Annotated in this window: 17 protein-coding genes; 9 read left to right on the top strand and 8 right to left on the bottom strand. The window is 73.4% G+C overall.

Annotated features, from left to right (window positions below; translation table 11 throughout):
- Positions 1 to 173: 173 nt before the first annotated feature.
- Together ACH9EU_RS01975 and ACH9EU_RS01970 are read left to right on the top strand one after the other, a co-directional pair.
- Positions 174 to 1142, top strand: coding sequence for a dihydrodipicolinate synthase family protein (locus ACH9EU_RS01975; protein WP_396412253.1), 969 nt, complete (start codon positions 174 to 176; stop codon positions 1140 to 1142).
- Between the two features lie 26 nt (positions 1143 to 1168).
- Positions 1169 to 2482 (top strand): Nramp family divalent metal transporter, encoded by a 1314-nt coding sequence (locus ACH9EU_RS01970; protein WP_396412252.1) that lies wholly within the window; start codon positions 1169 to 1171, stop codon positions 2480 to 2482.
- 105 nt (positions 2483 to 2587) lie between these two features.
- On the opposite strand, the gene ACH9EU_RS01965 is transcribed toward ACH9EU_RS01970, so the two are convergent.
- Positions 2588 to 4585, bottom strand: coding sequence for a VWA domain-containing protein (locus ACH9EU_RS01965; RefSeq protein ID WP_396412251.1), 1998 nt, complete (start codon positions 4583 to 4585; stop codon positions 2588 to 2590).
- A gap of 88 nt (positions 4586 to 4673) precedes the next feature.
- Positions 4674 to 6101, bottom strand: a complete 1428-nt coding sequence (locus tag ACH9EU_RS01960) for a sigma 54-interacting transcriptional regulator (protein ID WP_396412250.1) — start codon at positions 6099 to 6101, stop codon at positions 4674 to 4676.
- A gap of 83 nt (positions 6102 to 6184) precedes the next feature.
- On the opposite strand from ACH9EU_RS01960, the gene ACH9EU_RS01955 reads away from it, so the two are divergent.
- From ACH9EU_RS01955 to ACH9EU_RS01945, 3 genes are all read left to right on the top strand, one after another.
- Positions 6185 to 6829 (top strand): MSMEG_4193 family putative phosphomutase, encoded by a 645-nt coding sequence (locus tag ACH9EU_RS01955; protein WP_396412249.1) that lies wholly within the window; start codon positions 6185 to 6187, stop codon positions 6827 to 6829.
- 10 nt (positions 6830 to 6839) lie between these two features.
- Positions 6840 to 7535, top strand: coding sequence for an SCO1664 family protein (locus ACH9EU_RS01950; RefSeq protein WP_396412291.1), 696 nt, complete (start codon positions 6840 to 6842; stop codon positions 7533 to 7535).
- A gap of 73 nt (positions 7536 to 7608) precedes the next feature.
- Positions 7609 to 8607, top strand: coding sequence for an aldo/keto reductase family protein (locus ACH9EU_RS01945; RefSeq protein ID WP_396412248.1), 999 nt, complete (start codon positions 7609 to 7611; stop codon positions 8605 to 8607).
- A 49-nt stretch (positions 8608 to 8656) separates the two neighbouring features.
- On the opposite strand, the gene ACH9EU_RS01940 is transcribed toward ACH9EU_RS01945, so the two are convergent.
- Together ACH9EU_RS01940 and ACH9EU_RS01935 are read right to left on the bottom strand one after the other, a co-directional pair.
- Positions 8657 to 9532, bottom strand: coding sequence for a shikimate dehydrogenase (locus tag ACH9EU_RS01940; protein WP_396412247.1), 876 nt, complete (start codon positions 9530 to 9532; stop codon positions 8657 to 8659).
- An 80-nt stretch (positions 9533 to 9612) separates the two neighbouring features.
- Positions 9613 to 10374: an IclR family transcriptional regulator domain-containing protein gene (locus tag ACH9EU_RS01935; protein ID WP_396412246.1), complete on the bottom strand. Its 762-nt coding sequence runs from the start codon at positions 10372 to 10374 to the stop codon at positions 9613 to 9615.
- Between the two features lie 174 nt (positions 10375 to 10548).
- Here ACH9EU_RS01935 and ACH9EU_RS01930 point away from each other — a divergent pair, with 174 nt between their 5' ends.
- Genes ACH9EU_RS01930 through ACH9EU_RS01920 form a run of 3 tightly spaced genes read left to right on the top strand, consistent with a single transcriptional unit; the run spans position 10549 to position 13574 of the window.
- Positions 10549 to 11583, top strand: coding sequence for a tripartite tricarboxylate transporter substrate-binding protein (locus ACH9EU_RS01930; RefSeq protein ID WP_396412245.1), 1035 nt, complete (start codon positions 10549 to 10551; stop codon positions 11581 to 11583).
- 33 nt (positions 11584 to 11616) lie between these two features.
- On the top strand, positions 11617 to 12072 hold the full coding sequence (locus ACH9EU_RS01925; RefSeq protein ID WP_396412244.1) for a tripartite tricarboxylate transporter TctB family protein: 456 nt from the start codon (positions 11617 to 11619) through the stop codon (positions 12070 to 12072).
- A complete protein-coding gene (locus ACH9EU_RS01920; RefSeq protein ID WP_396412243.1) occupies positions 12069 to 13574 on the top strand; it encodes a tripartite tricarboxylate transporter permease in 1506 nt (501 codons plus the stop codon). Before ACH9EU_RS01925 ends, ACH9EU_RS01920 begins: the two co-directional genes overlap by 4 nt.
- Positions 13575 to 13667: 93 nt before the next feature.
- On the opposite strand, the gene ACH9EU_RS01915 is transcribed toward ACH9EU_RS01920, so the two are convergent.
- From ACH9EU_RS01915 to ACH9EU_RS01905, 3 genes are all read right to left on the bottom strand, one after another.
- A complete protein-coding gene (locus tag ACH9EU_RS01915) occupies positions 13668 to 14621 on the bottom strand; it encodes a helix-turn-helix domain-containing protein (RefSeq protein WP_396412242.1) in 954 nt (317 codons plus the stop codon).
- 24 nt (positions 14622 to 14645) lie between these two features.
- Positions 14646 to 15605 carry a helix-turn-helix domain-containing protein gene (locus ACH9EU_RS01910; RefSeq protein ID WP_396412241.1) on the bottom strand — a complete coding sequence of 320 codons (960 nt, stop codon included), beginning with the start codon at positions 15603 to 15605 and terminating at the stop codon, positions 14646 to 14648.
- Positions 15606 to 15676: 71 nt separating this feature from the next.
- The gene (locus tag ACH9EU_RS01905) at positions 15677 to 16732 is read right to left on the bottom strand and encodes a helix-turn-helix domain-containing protein (RefSeq protein WP_396412240.1); all 1056 of its coding nucleotides are present in this window, start codon (positions 16730 to 16732) and stop codon (positions 15677 to 15679) included.
- Between the two features lie 348 nt (positions 16733 to 17080).
- Here ACH9EU_RS01905 and ACH9EU_RS01900 point away from each other — a divergent pair, with 348 nt between their 5' ends.
- On the top strand, positions 17081 to 17554 hold the full coding sequence (locus ACH9EU_RS01900) for a GNAT family N-acetyltransferase (protein ID WP_396412239.1): 474 nt from the start codon (positions 17081 to 17083) through the stop codon (positions 17552 to 17554).
- Here ACH9EU_RS01900 and ACH9EU_RS01895 read toward each other — a convergent pair.
- Positions 17529 to 18037: hypothetical protein (locus ACH9EU_RS01895; protein ID WP_396412238.1), on the bottom strand; the 509-nt coding region annotated here is incomplete at its 5' end. The genes ACH9EU_RS01900 and ACH9EU_RS01895 overlap by 26 nt on opposite strands.

The following is an 18037-nucleotide window of genomic DNA, read 5'->3' as shown; positions in this document are numbered from 1 at the left end:
TGGCACGGACGATACCAAAGCCGCCGACGGGACGGGCCGCGGCACGGGCGGGACCGGGTCCGGCCCGTGGCCTGAATCACGAGAAATTTCCGGCGGGGTGTTGACAGGTGTCATGGATCACAGCATAGTTGAAAACGTTCCTGAAAACGTTCCCAACACAGGAGGAACCCGAAATGTCACTCGATCTCCGCGGACTCGTTCCCGCCCCCGTCACCCCGTTCACCCAGGACATGGAGGTGGACCACGCCGCCGTGGCGAACCTGACCCGCTGGCTGGCCTCCGTGCCCGGCGTGAAGGGCCTGGTCTGCCTGGGCCACGCCGGGGAGGGCACCTACCTCACCGCCGAGGAGCAGGTCGACGTCATCCGCACCATGGTCGACGCCGCCGGCCAGGTGCCGATCATCGCCGGCATCACCGGCGAGGGCGACAAGGTCGCCGGCCTCGAAGCGGCACGGGCCGCCGAGGCCGGGGCGAAGGCCGGGCTGGTCTACCCCTCCCACGGCTGGCTGCGCTTCGGCTACCAGGACGGGGCCCCGCAGCAGCGGTACCGGATCATCCACGAGGAGTCGGACCTGCCGCTGATCCTCTTCCAGTACCCCGACGCCACCAAGGCCACCTACAACCTCAGGACCCAGCTCGAGATCGCCGAGCAGCCGGGGGTCTTCGCCACCAAGAACGGGGTGCGCAACATGCGCCGCTGGGACACCGAGATCCCCGTGCTGCGCCGTGAGAACCCGGAGCTGCAGATCCTCACCTGCCACGACGAGTACCTGCTGCACACCATGTTCGACGTCGACGGCGCCCTGGTCGGCTACGGCGGACTGGCCCCGGAGCCGCTGATCGAGCTCATCGCCGCGGGCAAGGCCAAGGACTACGCCGCGGCGCGTCGGCTGCACGACAAGCTGCTGCCGGTCACCAAGGCCGTCTACCACCGCGGCTCCCACATGGAGGGCACCGTGGCGCTGAAGATGGGCCTGGTCGAGCGCGGGGTGCTGCCCAACGCGGTGGTGCGCCCGCCGCTGCTGCCGCTGGGCGAGGGCGCCCGCGAGGAGATCTCCGCGGCGCTGACCCACGCCGGCCTGATCGGCGACGACGCCCAGTACACGACCACCCGGGCCTTCCAGGCCACCGGCGTGGTGTGACCGATCCAGGACGGTGGAGAACGACGATGACCAACGTGACTGCTCGACCCAAGAAGTCCGCACACCGGCCCGCCCACGAGGTGGCCGGCACCGACGACACCTCATCCGGAGCTGAGGGTCCCACCCCGCGCACCCGCCGATCGCGGTTGCTCGGCGCCCTGGCCCTGATGGGCCCGGGGTTCATCGTCGGGGCCTGGCAGTTCGGCCCGGGCAACCTGACCTCGGCCGTCCAGGCCGGCAGCCTCCACGGCTACGACCTGATCTGGGTCATCGCCGTCTCCACCGTCCTCATGCTCGCCTTCACCGACATGAGCGTGCGGATCGCCATCGCCTCCGACCGCTCCCTGATCCAGATGATCAAGAAGCACCTCGGCAAGGCCACCGGCCTGGCCGCCGGCATCGGGGTCTTCCTGATCACCCTGATGTTCTCCGTGGGCAACGCCGTCGGATCCGGGCTGGGACTGTCCTTCCTCTTCGGCGGCTCCCCGACCGTGTGGACCCTGGTCTGCACCGTGGTCGTGGCCGCAGTGGTCTGGGCGCCCAACTACTACAAGATCTTCGAGCGCGGCCTGCTGGCGCTCATCGCCCTGATGTCCGTCGGCTTCCTGCTCTCGGCGGTGCTCACGAAGCCCGACTGGGTCGACGTCGTCGACGGGTTCGTCCCCTCCCTGCCCGCCGAGGCCGGCCTGCTGGTGGTGGCGCTCGTCGGGACCAACTTCTCGATCAACGCCGCCTTCTACACCGGCTACGCCTCCAGGGAGCGCGGCCTGCGCCCCGACCAGTACAGGGCCACCACCCTGGCCGACACCATCCCCGGCATCGTGGCACCGGGGGTCATGACCATCCTGGTCATCGTCGCCGCCGCCACCGCCCTGCAGGCCACCGGCGGCACCGCCGCCACGCTGGCCGACCTCGGCAAGGTCCTGGAGCCGGTCGCCGGACCGATCGGGGCGACCGTCTTCGCCCTGGGCTTCACCGGCGCCGCGTTCTCCTCGATGATCGCCAACGCCACCGCCGGCGGCACCCTGCTCTCCGACGCCGTCGGCTGGGGCAACAAGCTGGACCGTCGCCGGGTGAAGGCCATGATCTGCATCGTGCTCGCCTTCGGGCTGGCCGTCACCGTCATCTCCCAGGGCGCCCCGATCCAGCTGATCATCACCGCCCAGGCCCTCACGGTGATCGTCGCCCCGCTGCTGGGAATCCTGCTGCTGATCATGGCCACCCGCCGCGAGGTCATGGGCGTCCACGTCAACCGCTGGTGGCAGACCGTCCTCGGCCTGGCCGGGCTGGCCGCGATCCTGGCCACCTGCTACCGGCTCCTGACCGCACTCCTGGGCTGAGCCGAGCTCCCGGACGCCCGGGGCGGGGACCGCGGTCCCCGCCCCGGGCGTCGTCGTGCGGTGAGCCCGCCGGACGGGCTGAGCCGGGCTCCCCGGCGACGTCTCCTACGAGCGCGCGTCGGCTCCGGGGTCCCCCGAGCGCGCGTCGAGGTACTCCTGCAGGACCGCCGAGCCCAGGTCGGCGGGGTCGGCGGAGACCACGCGCCCGCCGATCCGCTGGGCCATCCGGTGCAGGAACCGCTCGAGACCCGGGTCGTCGCCGAGCCGGAAGAACGTGGCCTGCACGCCGGTCCGGCCCAGGCGGTCGAGCTCCTCCACCGTGGCACGGATCGTCTCGGGCTCCGGGGGCCAGGAGAACCAGCTCTCGCCGTCGGGCAGCAGGTGGGCCGTGGGCTCCCCGTCGGTGACCACCAGCAGCACGGGCTGCAGCGCCGGGTGCCTGCGGAAGAAGCGTTCCGCGAGCAGCAGGGCGTGGTGCAGGTTCGTGCCCTGCTCCCGCAGCGGCGGAAGCGCCGTGAGCTCCTCGACCGGCAGCTCCTGCGCCCACCGTCCGAAGCCGATCAGCTGCAGCCGGTCGCCCCGGAACCGGGTGGAGACGAGGTGGTGCAGCGCGAGCGCCGTGCGCTTCATCGGCACCCAGCGCCCCTCGGCGGCCATCGAGAACGAGGTGTCCACGAGCAGCGCGACGGCGGCCTGCGTCCGCGCCTCGGTCTCGCCCACCTCGACGTCGCGGACGTCGAGCCGGATCCCCCGGCGGGCGTCGCCGCCCTCGGCCGCGGTGCGGGTGATCGCGTTGGTGATGGTGCGGGTGGTGTCCCAGGGCTCCACGTCCCCGAACTGCCACTGCCTCGTCGCCCCGCTCGGCTCGCCGGCCGCCCCGGCCGGCCGGGCGTCGCGCTGCCCCGTCCTGCTGGACAGCTGCTGGGCCGCGTCGCGCAGCAGGGTCTTCCCGAGCCGGCGCACCGCCCGGGGGGAGAGCCGCAGGTCCCCGTCGGCGCCGCGCTGCAGGTAGCCGCTGTCCCGCATCGCCTGCTCGAGCTCCGAGAGCGTGCGGGCGGACACCGCGGCGTCCTCGCCGAGCTGACGCGCGAGGGCGTCGAGGTCCAGGTCCTCCAGGCCGGCGCCGCCGTAGCCCTGGGACAGCTGCTCGGACAGGGCGTCGAGCTCGGCGACGTCCTGGAGCACCCCGGTGCCGTCGCCCAGCCCGAGGCCCTCCTGGCCCTCGAAGCGCTCCGAGCCGCCCCAGTCCTCGCCCGGGCGCAGCGCCTGGAGGTTGGCGTCGAGCTGGCCGAGCTGCGCCATGAGGTCCTGGGACCCGAAGGCCTGGGCGGAGAGCCGCATGAGCTCCTCGCGCTGCTCGGGCGACATCGAGTTGAGCAGCCGCTGGGCCGCGGCCGCCCGCTGGGCCATCGCGTCGACCAGCTCCTCCACGGACCGCGGGTTCTCCGGGAAGAACTGCCCGTGCCGGTCCATGAACTCCTGGAAGTCCTCCTCCGTGTCCTCGCCGCGCCGGTGCTTCTCCAGCAGCTCGTTGAGGTCGCGCAGCATCTCGGCCACCGCCTCCCGGTCGGCGTCGGTGGCGTTCTCCAGGGCCTGCTTCATCCCGGCGAACCGCTGGTCCAGCAGCTCCCGGCCCAGGAGGTCCTTGATCTGCTCGTAGGCCTCCCGCGCGGACGGGGACTGCCAGTCGTAGGAGGCGAGCTCGCTCACCGCGGCGGCCGTCGAGCTCGGGAGCCCGTCCAGCTGCATCTCACGGAACGACCGGTCCAGGGGGTCCATCCGGGCGTCGCGCAGGAACTGCTCGCGCTCCAGGCGCAGGGCCTGCTCCAGCAGCTTCTTCGCCTCGTCGAGCGTGCCGCCGAGGCTGTGCCGGTCCAGCAGGTCGCGCCGCCGCCGGTGCACCCGCAGGGCCAGGTCGTCGAGGCCTTCACGGCTCCGCCCGCCCCGGCGGAGGAACTCGCGCAGCGCCTCCTCGGGGGAGTACCCGGCCATGACGTCCTCCGAGACGGCGCGCAGCGCCTCCGACAGGTCCACGGGCGGGGCCAGCGGGTCGGGCCCCCCGGTGTACCTGCCGTACCTGGACGACCGGTGGTGTGCGGGCATGACGCCCCCTCTGTCTCGTGCGCCGCGTCGGGCGCTGTGCCGTGCGCCGTGGTGCGTGCCGCGTCCCGGACCGAGCCGTCCGCGGCCCTCAGCCGTAGACGGTGCCCTCCTCGTCGGAGTCCTTGGAGATGCGCTGGGCCAGGAAGAGCCCCTCGAGGGCCAGCTCGATCGCGCTCGCGCGCTGTCCCGGGGTCGTGGCGCCCAGCCGGGCGGCGATCTCGTCGTAGACGCCGCCCCCGGGCTCGGCCGGCGAGCCCTCGCCGGCCTCTCCGTCCGCCGGCACCGGCGGGAGCGACCCGAGGAAGTCCTGGGCGGCGACGTCGTCGCCCGTCGTCACCGTCGTGCGCCCGTCGAACGCCGCCACGAGCGGGCCGAGGTCGAGGCCGCGGAAGCGCTCGCGCACGGTCTCCGCCGTCGCCCGGCGCAGCAGGTGGTCCAGGATCGGGCGCTCGCGGCCCTCCTCCCCGGACTCGAACTCGATCTTGCCGGCGAGGACGTCGGTCGCCGTCCCCACGTCCACCATCCGTGCGACGGCGTCCGGCTCGCCGCGGATCGCGGCCCGCCGCAGCGCGGCCGCCGCGACCGTCTCGGCGCCGGCGATCGCGAAGCGTGCCGAGACCCCGGAGCGCTGGTCGACCGCGGGGGACTCGCGCAGCAGGCGCGTGAACCGGGCCAGGGTCTCGAGGATCGTGTCCGGGACCTCCGCGACGAGCTCGGCCTCCTGCCGGATCACGGCGACCTCGTCCTCGAGCTCGAGGGGGTAGTGGGTGCGGATCTCGGCGCCGAAACGGTCCTGGAGCGGGGTGATGATCCGCCCGCGGTTCGTGTAGTCCTCGGGGTTGGCCGTGGCCACCACGAGCACGTCCAGCGGCAGCCGCAGGACGTACCCACGGATCTGGATGTCCCGCTCCTCCATGACGTTGAGCATCGCCACCTGGATGCGCTCGGCGAGGTCGGGCAGCTCGTTGATGGCCACGATGCCGCGGTTGGCGCGCGGCACGAGCCCGTAGTGGATCGTCTCGGGGTCCCCGAGCCGGCGGCCCTCGGCCACTCGCATCGGGTCCACGTCGCCGATGAGGTCGGCCACGGACGTGTCCGGGGTCGCGAGCTTCTCGACGTAGCGCTCCGAGCGGTGCCGCCACACCACGGGCAGCTCGTCGCCCTCGAGGAGGACGCGGCGCTCCGTCTCCTGCGTGAGGGGCTCCTCCGGGTGCTCGTTGAGCTCCGAGCCCTCGACCGCGGGGGACCACTCGTCGAGCAGGCCCGAGAGGGTGCGCAGGAGGCGGGTCTTGCCCTGGCCGCGCTCGCCGAGCAGCACGACGTCGTGGCCGGCGAGCAGCGCGCGCTCCAGCTGCGGCAGGACCGTGCGGCCGAGCCCGTGCAGGCCCGGCCAGGGATCGCCGCCCTCGGCCAGGACCCGCAGGAGGTTCTCGCGGATCTCCTGGCGCAGCGACCGGTGCGGGAGGCCGGCCGCGCGGAGCTCGCCGAGGGTGCGGATGTCAGGACGATCGCTCACAGCGCCACGGTAACCCGGTCGTCAAGAGGTGCCCGTCCGCGGGGCCTGTGGTCCGCGGCGACCCGCCAGTACGCTGGTGGATCATGGCACCTCGGAGGAGACCACGGAGCACTCTCGTCCTGCTCGTGCGGCACGGCGAGACCCCGACCACGGGCAAGGTGCTGCCGGGACGGGCGCCCGGCCTGCACCTGTCCGAGCGCGGCCGCGTCCAGGCGCGGCAGGTGGCGGAGCGGCTCGCGGGGGTCCGCGTCGACGCCCTCCTCACGTCCCCCCTCGAGCGCACGCGCGAGACCGCGGCGCCCACCGAGGCGGCGACCGGGCGGGAGGCCGTGGTCGAGCCCGGTCTGCTGGAGTGCGACTTCGGGGAGTGGACGGGGCAGGAGATCTCCCGGCTCGCGCGGCTCAGGGCCTGGCGGACCGTCCAGCAGGCGCCCTCGGCCTTCCGGTTCCCCAGCGGCGAGAGCTTCCCCGAGATGCAGGCCCGGATCGTCGGCGCCGTGGACCGGGCGCGCACGGCCCACGAGGGCGGGGTGGTGGTGTGCTTCTCCCACGCCGACCCCATCAAGGCGGTCCTGGCCCACGCCCTGGGGACGCACCTGGACCTCTTCCAGCGGATCGTCGTGGGGCCGGGCTCGGTCTCGGCGATCTCCTGGGCGCCGGGAGCCGCCCCGGCCGTGCTGACGGTCAACTCCACCGACGGGCCGCTGAGCGCGCTGAGGGCCCCGTGAGCACGTGATGATGCACGATCTCCAGCTCCTCGCGGAGGGCCGGATGGAGCTGCTCGGGATGATCCGGGGGAGCAGCAACTCGGCGCTGCTGGTCGAGCTCGCCCGCGGGGACCGCTGCGCCTGGGCCGTCTACAAGCCCCAGGAGGGCGAGCGGCCGCTGCTGGACTTCCGCCCGGGCCTGCACCGGCGGGAGCGCGCCGCGTACCTGCTCAGCGAGGCACTGGGGTGGGAGTTCGTCCCGCCCACCGTGGTGCGGCAGGACGGGCCCTTCGGCGTCGGCTCCGTGCAGCTGTTCGTCGAGCACGAGCCCCGGGAGCACTACTTCACCCTGCACGGCGGCGCCCCCGGCACGCACGAGGTCCTGCGCCGGATCGCGGTCTTCGACGTCGTCGCCAACAACGCCGACCGGAAGGGCGGCCACGTCCTGCTCGGGGTGGACGGCCGGGTCTGGGGCATCGACCACGGGCTGTGCTTCGCCGCGGGCTACAAGCTCCGCACGGTCGTGTGGGACTTCGGCGGGGAGCCGGTCCCCGAGGACCTGCTGCGGGACATCGCCCCGCTGGCCGACGCGGTGCCCGCCGAGCTCGCCGAGCTCCTCGACCCCCGGGAGGCGGCCGCCCTGCGGACACGCGTGCGCCGGCTGCTCGACGACCCCGTGCTGCCCGTCGACGAGACCGGACGCCGGGTGCCCTGGCCGCTGCTGTGAGCAGCACTAGGGTGGGCACCACCACTCGGGGGCGCGCCCGCTCCCGCGCCCCGACCCAGGAAGGCCCGCCACGATGGAGTTCAGGCATCTCGGCCGCAGCGGCTTGAGGATCTCGGAGATCACCTACGGCAACTGGCTCACCCACGGCTCCCAGGTGGAGAACGACGTCGCGGCCCGGTGCGTCCGGGCGGCCCTCGAGGCGGGCATCACCAGCTTCGACACGGCCGACGTCTACGCGAACACCGTGGCGGAGGAGGTCCTCGGGGCCGCCCTGCAGGGCGAGCGGCGGGAGTCCCTGGAGATCTTCACCAAGGTCTACTGGCCCACCGGTCCGCGGGGGCACAACGACTCGGGGCTGTCCCGGAAGCACATCATGGAGTCCGTCGAGGGGTCCCTGGGACGCCTGCGCACCGACTACGTGGATCTCTACCAGGCCCACCGCTACGACCACACGACGCCGCTCGAGGAGACCATGCAGGCGTTCGCGGACGTCGTGCGCCAGGGGAAGGCCCTCTACATCGGCGTGAGCGAGTGGACGGCGGAGCAGATCCGCGCGGGCCAGGCCCTGGCCCGCGAGCTGGGCGTGCATCTGATCTCCAACCAGCCGCAGTACTCGATGCTGTGGCGCGTCGTCGAGTCCGACGTGGTCCCCGCGTGCCGGGAGCTGGGCGTGTCCCAGATCGTCTGGTCCCCGATCGCCCAGGGCGTGCTCACCGGCAAGTACCGTCCCGGGCAGGCGCCCCCGGCCGGCACCCGCGCCACCGACGAGAGGGGCGGCGCGGACATGATCCGGCGGTGGATGTCCGACGACGTCCTCACCGCGGTGCAGCGGCTGCGGCCGGTCGCCGAGGACGCCGGCCTGACCATGGCGCAGCTCGCGATCGCCTGGGTGCTGCGCAACGAGAACGTGGCCTCCGCGATCATCGGGGCCTCCCGTCCCGAACAGGTGGCCTCCAACGCGGCGGCGGCCGGGGTCGTCCTCGACGCGGAGATCATGCGCCGCGTCGACGACGTCGTGGGCTCCCTCGCCGAGCGGGACCCGGCGCTGACGACCTCGCCGGCCACCCGGTAGGGGCGGGCGGCCCGGGCCCCGGCGGTGCGTCCGGCCGGCCCGGCCGGGGTCAGCGCGGCTGGGACCCGAGGAGCTCGAGGAAGTGGGCGCGCATCCGGTCCCGGTCCGGCTCCACGCCGGTGATCAGCCGGAACGCGTCCACGGCCTGGCCTACGGCCATGTGCCCGCCGTCGAGGACCTGGCAGCCGATGGACCGCGCCGCGGCCACGAGCTGCGTCTCCACCGGCAGGTAGACCACGTCGGCCACCCACTGCCGGGCCTGCAGCCACTCCGTGTCCACGGGCGTGCCGGGGTGGTGGTGCATGCCGACCGGGGTCGCGTTGACCACGCCGTCGGCGTCGGCCACCAGCTCCGGGAGGGCCTGGGCGGTGGCGGCCGCCACGGTCCGGTCGGGGAACGTCCGCCCCAGGGCCGCGGCGCGCTCGGTGGCCCTGCCGGGGTCCACGTCGAACAGGTGCAGGGTTCCCACGCCGGCCGCGAGCAGCGCCGAGGCCACCGCGGACCCGGCCCCGCCGGTGCCGACCTGGACCACCCGGTCCTTGGCGGCCCCGGGCAGCACCGCGCGCAGCCCGGCGGCGAAGCCGGTCTGGTCGGTGTTGTGGCCCACGAACCGCCCGTCGCGGATCACGACCGTGTTCACCGCGCCCAGGGCCGCGGCCTCCGGGGCGACGTCGTCCAGGTGGCCGAGCACGAGCTGCTTGCACGGGTGGGTGATGTTGAAGGCGTTGAAGCCGACGTCCCGGCCGGCGCGCAGCAGCTCCCCGACGTCCTGGGCGGGACGGCCGATGACCTCCAGGTCGATCGGGCGGTACAGGTAGTGCAGGCCGTGCCGGCGGGCCTCGGCCTCGTGCATCGGCGGGGTCAGGCTGCGGGTGATGCCCTCGCCGATCAGGCCCACCAGGTAGGACTCGGACGTCGTGCTCATGCGGTCTCCTCACGGATTCGGGGGCGGAGGGCCCGGTCGGCGGTCCGCGGCGGGACCGTGCCGGAGCGCTCCCGGGTCGGTCAGGGCTGGGGCGGGAGCTCCAGCGCCAGTTCGGCGGCGGCCTGCCGCAGCGCGGGGACGTAGCTCTGCAGGCCGGCGAGGTCGATGCGGAAGACCGGGGCGGCCAGGGTGATGGCCGCGATGAGCCGTCCGGAGGGGGACAGCACGGGCACCGCGACGGCGGTCATGCCGATGTCGTGCTCCTCCTGCTGGCCGACCCACCCCTGGGCCCTGATCTGCTCGACCTGCCGGCGCAGCTCGTCGCGGTCGGTGACGGAGTGCTCGGTCCGGGGCGTGAGCTCGATGGTCTCCAGGAGCCGCTCCCGCGTGGTGCTGTCGCTGAAGGCCAGCAGGGCCTTGCCGGCGGCGCTGGTGTGCAGGGAGCCGCGGTCCCCGGGGTCGGTGGTGGTGCGGAACTGGGGACCGTCCACCTTGCGCACGGTGAGGAACCGGTCGCCGTCGAGAACCGAGAGGATGGAGCTCTCGCCGGTCAGGTCGGTGAGACGCTGCAGGATCGGGGCCGCCGTTCCCTCGAAGCCGCGGGAGCTGGCGACCTTCTGGGCGAGGGCGAAGACCTGCAGGCCCAGGCCGTACCTCTTCTCCCGCGGATCGTACGCGGCGTACCCGGAGCGCACGAGCGTGTTCAGCAGGCGGTAGACCGTGCTGAACGGGTAGTCGACCTCCTCCGCGATCTGGGCGGCCGTCGCCCCGTTCGGGTGCTTCCCCAGCAGCGTGAGCACGCTGAGGGCCTTGCCCACGGTTCCTGATCCATCTGTCGCCATCGTTCTGCCTCCTTGACATCCCAGTGTGACCTACTTCATGCTGGAATTCCAATAGACAGCAGGAGCTCTCAATATATGAGAACTCTAGGGGCTCGGGCCCTGAGCGCCGTCGCCGCCGGCCGAAGGGCGACGGCGTCGGCGCGGCCACTCCGTCCCGGAAGAAAGAGGAAGAACATGCGGAACCAGAACCTGATCCCGGACCTCGCGGCGCGGCGGGGAGCGGCGGGACGCCGGCGCGTGCTGCGGACGGCCGGCGCGGCCACGGCGGCGGCCGGTGTGCTGGCCACGACGGCCTGCGGCGGCGGCGGGGAGCCCGAGGAGTTCCCCTCGGACACCATCGAGATGATCATTCCCTATGCCGCCGGTGGCAGCACCGACGTCAGCGTCCGGCAGATGGCCTCCGTCGCCGAGGACACCTGCGGCACGGACATCATCGCCAGCAACCAGACCGGCAGCGCCGGGGCCGTGGGCTTCACCGCGACCGCCAACGCCGACCCGGACGGCTACACCGTGGGCGCGACCGCCACCGAGGTGACCTACCTCCAGGAGCTCGGCTTCACGGACATCGGTCCGGACGACCTCAAGGGCGTGATGCGCTACGCCCTGAACCCCCACGTCTACTTCGTCCCGGCGGACTCCCCGTACGAGACCATGGAGGACCTCCTGCAGGCCGCCAAGGACGGGGAGACCATCTCGGCCGCGTCCAGCGGCACCGGCTCGGTCTACCACCTCGCCGTGGCGGGGCTCGGCCTGGCCGAAGGCGTGCCCGACCAGTTCCGGAACCTGCCCTTCGACGGCGGGTCCGCCGCCGTCCAGGCCGTCATCGGCGGCCAGGCGGACATGACGGCCGTGGTGCTCAACGAGGCGATCTCCCAGGTGGAGTCCGGCCGGCTGCGGCCCCTGGCCGTCGCCGGTGACGAGCGACTGGAGGCGATCCCGGACACCCCGACCCTGGAGGAGCTCGGGATCGACTGGACCTCGTCCTCCCACCTCGGTCTGGCCGTGCCGGCCGAGACCCCCGACGAGGTGGTCCAGACCCTCGACGAGTGCCTGCACGAGGCCATCGAGTCCGAGGAGTTCCAGACGGCCATGGCCGAGCAGAACCTCAGCCTGTCGTACCTGCCGCCGGCGGAGTTCGAGGCGTACCTCCAGGAGATGTCGGAGCAGTACACCGAGGTCATCCGCGAGGTCGGCATCGTTGCCGAGTAGACCGGACCCGACCCCCGGAAGGAGGGATCGACCATGACCACCGGACTGGGTGACCGGACAGCCGCCGTTCTGCTGCTGGCGCTGGCCGTGTTCGTGTTCGTGTACAGCGGCACCCTGCCGGCCCCGGTCCAGGACCTGGACCCGGGTGTGGGGTACTTCCCCCGCATGCTCGCGGTGCTGATCGGGGTCCTGGCCCTGGTGCCGCTGATCAGGCCCCACGCGTGGGAGCGGTTCCCCCGGGGCATCGTGGCCGCGCGCGTCGTCGGCACCGCCGCGCTGCTGTGCGTCTACGCCCTGGTCGTCGAGGAGGCGGGGTTCGTCATCACCACGGTGGCCTTCGTGCTCGCTGAGCTGTTCCTGCTCGGGGCCCGCAAGCCGCTCACGCTGATCGTCATGCCCCTGGCCGTGTCCCTGGGCCTCTTCTACCTGTTCCGGGAGGTCCTCGACGTGCCCCTGCCGCTGAGTGGATGGGGGGGACTGCCGGTATGACCGACTGGCTCTCCGGCCTCGAGGCCGTCCTCGACCCCACCGTCCTCATCCTCACCCCGCTCGGCATCCTCCTGGGCGTGCTGATCGGCGCGATGCCGGGCCTGTCGGCCACGGTGGGCATCGCGATCTTCCTGCCGTTCACCTTCACCCTGGACCCGCTGCCGGGACTCGTGCTGCTGCTGGGCATCTACAACGGGGCCTGCTACGCCGGCTCCATCCCGGCAATCCTGCTGAGAACCCCGGGCACGCCGGCGTCGGCGGCCACCGTCCTGGACGGCTACCCCATGGCGCAGAAGGGCCAGGCGGGGCTCAGCCTGGCCGTGTCCCTCGTGGCCTCGGTGGTCGGCGGCCTGATCGCCACCGTCATGCTGATCGCCTCCGCGCCGGCGGTGGCGGAGTTCGCCCTGACCTTCGGGCCGGCCGAGTACTTCGCGCTGTCCGTGGTGGCGCTGACCATCATCGCCTCCCTCGGCGAGGACTCCCTGGCCAAGGGCGTGCTCAGCGCCGCACTGGGCGTGCTCGTGGCCATGGTGGGCCTGGACAGCATCTCCGGGGCCAGCCGGTTCACCTTCGGCACCCCCGAGCTGACGGGCGGCGTGGAGCTCATCCCGCTGCTCGTGGGGCTCTTCGGGGCCGCGGAGGCGTTCGTGCAGATCGAGCGCATGCACGGGGCCGAGCACGTCTCCTCGATGGGCAGCTTCCGGATCGGGAAGAAGGTGCTGCGCTCCATCGCGCCGACGACCGTGCTGTCCTCCGTCGGCGGATTCTTCATCGGCGCCCTGCCGGGTGTCGGCGGGGACATCGGGGGCTACGTGGCCTACAACGAGACCCGCCGCTTCGCCCGCCAGGGCAAGGAGAACTTCGGCAAGGGCGATCCCCGGGGCGTGGCCGCCGCGGAGTCGGCCAACAACTCGGCCCAGGTCGGCGGTCTCGTGCCCACGCTGACCCTCGGCATCCCCGGGAACACGGCCGCCGCCGTCCTGATCGGCGCGCTGCTCGTGCAGGGGCTGCGGCCGGGACCCCAGCTGTTCGAGTCCGACCCGGACCTGGTCTACGGCGCGTTCATCGCGATCTTCGCCGGCTTCGCGTTCCTGCTCCTCGTGGGCGCGCTGGGCATCCGGGCATGGGCCCAGGTCATCCGGATCCCCCCGCTGCTGCTGTGGCCGATCGTGCTGGTCCTGTCGATCATCGGCGCGTACGCCGTGCGCACCAATCCCTTCGACGTGTTCGTGATGCTGATCGCCGGTGGCCTGGGCTACCTCATGATGAAGGGCGGCTATCCGGTCGCGCCGTTCCTGATCGGCGTGATCATCGGTCCCCTCGCCGAGGACAACTACCGGCTGGCCATGATCCAGTCCGGCGGCACCTTCGGCTGGGCCCTGGACCCGATCCCGTTCGTGCTGCTCGTCCTCGCGCTGATCTCCCTCGCCGTGCCCCTGTGGCGCGCGCACCGGGGACGTCGCCGGACGACCCGGCCCGACGACGAGATCTCCCAGGTCTGAGGAGCCGGAGCGGGTCGTCCCGGGCGGAGGGGCAGCCGCCGGCCGCCCCTCCGCCCGCGCTCCGGACCGGGCCCGGCGGCGTCCCGGGGGCCGTCACGGACGGCGGAGCGTGAGACCGGGGCTCTCGCCGTAGACCTGCCGGTGACGGCGGGCGAAGCTCCCGGCGTGGGCCATGCCCCAGCGCCGGGCGACGTCCCGCACGGTCGTGCCGTCGGCGGGGTCGGCCCGCACCAGGTCCTCGTGGGCGGCCGTGAGCCGGAGGTCCCGCAGGTACGCGCCGGGCGTGGTCCCGGCGTGGGAGCGGAAGGCGCGGGTGAGCTGGACCGTGCTCAGCCGCACGTGGCGGGCGACGTCCTCCACGGTGATCGGCGAGGCCACGTGGGCGTGCAGGTACTCGACCGCGCGCCGGTACGCGGCCTGGTGCGCGGCGACCGAGGCGCGGGGGGTCCTCGGGTTCCCGTTGAAGGCGAAGGCCTCCAGGGTGGCCACCGACATCCGCCGCTGCAGATCCGCCCGGAGCAGCGGCACGGACGTGACGGCGGGGTCCGCCAGGATCTCGTGCAGGAACGCGTAGGTGGACCTCCAGTACCGCTCCCGGGTGGGGGAGAGCGGGCGGGGGCCGGCGAAGGACACCGCGAGCTCCTCGTCGCCGTAGACGGTGCGCGCCGTCTCCCGGAGGGTGCTCAGGCCGAGGTTGACCGAATCGACCTCCAGCCGGTCCACCTCGCCGTAGTAGTCCTGTCCCGGCTGGACCACGAAGACCCCGAGTCCGGTCCCCGCCTGCCCGTCGATCGTCCATCTGACGCCGCCCGCGCGCGGGACGACCACGGAGAAGGCGTCCTCGAGCACCATGTGCCCGGCGATGCTGCCGCGGAACGTCAGCCTGCCCAGGTTGAGATCGGTGTCGCCCTGCACGTCCTGGCGGTACAGGAACGAGGCCTCGTCGGCGATCGTGCCCATCCTCGCGCGCGTGAAGACCCGCCGCAGTCCCTCGTTGGCCACCTCCGGGTCGGTCGTGGCCAGGTGCAGGTGCACCGGGGTCGTCATCTCCAGCTCCTTCTCCGGCGGGGCTCAGCCGCGCAGGGTCGTGGCGGGGCCGCGGCCGTGGCGGGCCCGGTAGGCCGCGGCGAACCGTCCGCGGTGGGCGAAGCCCCACCGCGCGGCGATCGCCTCGACCGTGGCTCCGGCCGCCGGATCGGAGGCCTCGAGCTCCCGGTGGGCGGCGTCGAGGCGGGCCTCGCGCAGGCGGGCGGTCGGCGTCGTGTCGAGTTCACGGCGGAACGCCGCCTGCAGGCCGCGCACGCTCATCCCGGCGGCGGCGGCGATCTCGGCCGTGCCGATGTCCTCGGCCACGTGCTCGTCGATGAACGCCACGGCGCGGCGCAGACCCGCCGGGGTGCGGCGGGACGGTCCGGGGGCGTCGTGGGCCCGGTCGAGGAAGGAGTTCGGGAAGGCGTGCAGCAGGATCGTGGTCAGCGACCGGGCGATCTCCGCCCGGATGAGCGGATTCTCCAGCGCCTGGTCGTCGGGCAGGAGGTCACGCCCGAGGTGCGACACGGTTCCGAGCCAGTACCGCCCCACGGCGGGGGAGACGGGGTGGATGCCGGTGAACACGAGCCGGAAGCCGTCGTCGCCGAGCAGGCTCCGGGCACGCTCCTCCACCGCGGCCGGGTCCACGGAGACGGTGACCGTCTCGAGGTCCTCCCACCAGCTCGTGAAGGTCCGCTGGGGGAACAGGAACGGGCCGGTGCGGGGATACCGGTCGCCGGGACTGGTCGCGCGCAGGACCCCGCCGATCACGTGGCAGACCCGCAGCACGCCGGCGCCGTCGGTCCGGCCCGCGGCGGACGAGCCGGCGAGGCGCACCCGCTCGTGCGTCAGCGGACCCAGACGGGTCGCGCCCAGTCGCATGGCGAACCCGTCCTCGGGGTCCCGGCGCACGCCCCGGACGGCGAAGACGTCGTCGAGCACGGCGAGGCCCTCGTCCGGGTCGTGGGTGCTGAACACCGAGCGCTGCACGGGGGCGTTCATGAGGGGAAGGCTACGCCCCGCCGAAGGGGTCGTCGACCACGGCCTGGCTCCGTGACGCGCGGCCGGCGCCCTCAGGCCCGCAGTGTCGCGGCGGGGTTGACGCCGTAGCGCTCCCGGTAGGCGGCGGCGAAGCGTCCGGCGTGGGCGAAGCCCCAGCGTCCGGCGACGCCCGAGACAGTGCCTCCGTCCGCGGGATCCGTGGACAGCAGCTCGGCGTGCACGGCGTCCAGGCGCATCCCGCGCAGATGGCTCAGGGGCGTGGAGGCGAGCTCGCGGCGGAAGGCGGCCTGCAGGCCGCGAGGGCTCATCCGGGCCGCGGCGGCGATCTCCGGCAGGCCGATGTCCTCGGCCAGGTGCTCTTCCATGAAGGCGATCGCCCGGCGCAGGCCGGCGGGGCTCGTCCGCTCCGACGTGGGTGCGGACGCCCGGTCCAGGAACGTGCCGGGGAAGGTGTGGAGCACCGCGGTGGCCAGGGAGCGGAAAGCCTCGGCGCGGGTCAGCCGGCCGGCCATGGCCTCCTCGTTGCTCAACTGGTGCTGGCCGAAGGCGGCGACCGTCGTGCTCAGGTAGTGGGCCATGCCGGGGGACACCGGCTCACCGCCGGTGAAGTGCAGACGGAAGTTCGCGACCCCGAGCAGCTCGGCCGCGTGGGCCTCGACGGCGGCCGTGTCCAGGGAGAGGGTGAGCAGGTCGAGGTCCGTCCACCGGCAGCTGTAGGGGCGCTGCGGCAGCAGGAAGGGGGTGGGGCCGGGCCTGGTCCCCGTGGAGTCCGTGAAGATCAGCCGCCCGCTCAGGACCCTGGCCACGCGCAGGGTCCCGGGGGCGTCGATCAGTCCCGCGGACGGCGCGCCCGTCAGCCGCACGCGCTCGAGGCTCACCCGTTCGAGGGCGGCCAGGACCTGGCTCATGGCGAACGGCGCGTCGGGGGAGACCTCGATCCGCTTGGCGGAGTAGATCCGTTCGAGCACCTCGATGCCCTCGGCGGGGTCCTGGGTGACGAAGCGCAGCTGCTTGACCGCAGAGGTCCCGCCGGTCGACGGCCGGACTCCTCCGGCGGCAGGGGCGCCCGGCGCGCCCGAGTCGCCGGGCAGAGACGGAGGGGACAGAACGGTGGACGGTCGAGGCATGGCGGGATCCTTCTGGGTACGGCGAACACCTCGGCCGTCTGCTTGACCTGTCGGCGGACCCTGAACCCGCTCGGCGGATCCCGGTCACGCCGGAGTTCCGCCCAGTCTAGCAACGGTGCCCGGCGCGGTGGGGGTGCCGGCCCGTCCTCCCGGCGACCCCACAGGTGCCGAACCGGCCTGGCACGCCTGCACGTTCGGAGCTATTCTTGTCAAGAACCAGTGCGCTTTGCGGATCATCGCGGATCACGCCGTGGACGACCGGAGGTGTTCGTTCCGCTCCGGTCACCTTGTCGGGGGATGCTCCTGGGCGCCGTTGTTGTCTCCTCGGGGGCGGAGAAGGAGGCCGGCGTGAGCATCTCGGGAGCGGCCGGGGCGGAGTGGGCGGAACCGGTGGTCCTGCGCCGGGCCCGGACGGCGGACATGTTCCTGCTCGTGGACCTCGCGGACCAGGTGGGGTACCGGCTCAATCCGGAGTGGATCCGGGCACGGCTCGGAGCCGATCCCGATGCCGAGGCGCACGTCGTGGCCGTGCTCCACGACGTGCCGATCGGTGCGGCGCACGTCGTCGTCCCGTCCCGGCAGTCCGGCGACGGCCTCCGTGCACGCATCACGGCCCTGACCGTGGACGAGCACCACCGGGCCGGCCGGGTGGGCTCCAGGCTGCTGTCCCACTGCGAGGAGCTCGCCGGACGGATGGGGGCCTCCGTCGTGGAGATCGCCGTCCCCGCGCACCGCCACGACCTCGAGGGGTTCTGGCACCGGAACGGCTACGAGCCCGGCGACTCCGCTCCGTTCGTCAAGCGGCTCGGTCGGCGTTCCTGACCGTCTCGCCACGGCGAATCCGCACGAGCGCGGTGTGCACCGGACGCACCCCGGAGAGGCCGGGCAGGGTCGCCGTGGCCCGGTCGAGATCGAGAACGGCCTCCTCGGCCGCCGCGCCGGCGAACAGGCGGCGTGCGGCCGCGGCGGCGGACGCGGGCCCGCCGCGGTGCGTGCCGGGCCAGTTCCACCGGGCCACCGCCGTCCGGGCGGGGCGCCGGGAGCGCCCGCCGACGGACAGGCGGGCGGCGGCCTCCTCGCCGAAGAAGGCCACGTGCCGCTCCTTCGTCCGCAAGACGGCGCGGGCCGTCTCCGCGAGCCGGGGCTCGAGCTCGCCGAGCCGCCGGTGCGACAGGCCGAGAACGGCCGAGTCCAGCAGGCAGACGACCATGTGGGCGCCGGTGACCTCCGTCCCGAGGAGGTTGCTGCGGACCGCCTCGGCGGCGGGCCGCCCGCGTTCCTCCCAGCCGCGGCGCAGCCGCCCCG

Source organism: Kocuria rhizosphaerae (assembly GCF_044462265.1).
Taxonomy (GTDB): Bacteria; Actinomycetota; Actinomycetes; order Actinomycetales; family Micrococcaceae; genus Kocuria; species Kocuria rhizosphaerae.
This window is presented reverse-complemented; position numbering and strand designations above follow the sequence as displayed.